We start from the raw sequence: 1,145 nt of genomic DNA on the forward strand, positions 1-1,145 counted from the left end.
GTTTGGGGTACGGTTCCCAGTTATCTGAAGCTTAGGAGCTTTTCTTGGAAGCATGGCATCAACCACTTCGTCGCCTAAAGGCAACTCGTCATCAGCTCTCGGCCTTGAAATCCCGGATTTGCCTAAGATTTCAGCCTACCACCTTAAACTTGGACAACCAACGCCAAGCTGGCCTAGCCTTCTCCGTCCCTCCATCGCAATAACTGGAAGTACAGGAATATTAACCTGTTTTCCATCGACTACGCTTTTCAGCCTCGCCTTAGGGACCGACTAACCCTGCGTCGATTAACGTTGCGCAGGAAACCTTGGTCTTTCGGCGTGCGAGTTTTTCACTCGCATTGTCGTTACTCATGTCAGCATTCGCACTTCTGATACCTCCAGCAAGCTTCTCAACTCACCTTCACAGGCTTACAGAACGCTCCTCTACCGCATCACCTTAAGGTGATACCCGTAGCTTCGGTGCATGGTTTGAGCCCCGTTACATCTTCCGCGCAGGCCGACTCGACTAGTGAGCTATTACGCTTTCTTTAAAGGATGGCTGCTTCTAAGCCAACCTCCTAGCTGTCTAAGCCTTCCCACATCGTTTCCCACTTAACCATGACTTTGGGACCTTAGCTGACGGTCTGGGTTGTTTCCCTTTTCACGACGGACGTTAGCACCCGCCGTGTGTCTCCCATGCTCGGCACTTCCAGGTATTCGGAGTTTGCATCGGTTTGGTAAGTCGGGATGACCCCCTAGCCGAAACAGTGCTCTACCCCCTGGAGTGATACATGAGGCGCTACCTAAATAGCTTTCGAGGAGAACCAGCTATCTCCGAGCTTGATTAGCCTTTCACTCCGATCCACAGGTCATCCGCTAACTTTTCAACGGTAGTCGGTTCGGTCCTCCAGTCAGTGTTACCTAACCTTCAACCTGCCCATGGATAGATCGCCCGGTTTCGGGTCTATACCCAGCGACTAAACGCCCTATTAAGACTCGCTTTCGCTACGCCTCCCCTATTCGGTTAAGCTCGCCACTGAATATAAGTCGCTGACCCATTATACAAAAGGTACGCAGTCACCTAACAACGTAGGCTCCCACTGCTTGTACGCATACGGTTTCAGGTTCTATTTCACTCCCCTCTCCGGGGTTCTTTTCGCCTTTCC

1 rRNA gene is annotated in these 1,145 nt (G+C 51.4%); it reads right to left on the minus strand.

What is annotated here, in order from left to right:
• Positions 1-1,145: ribosomal RNA gene (locus tag AC1MHZ_RS23365) — 23S ribosomal RNA — on the minus strand; the annotation flags it as partial.

Source organism: Pseudomonas sp. FA-1, from assembly GCF_056856075.1.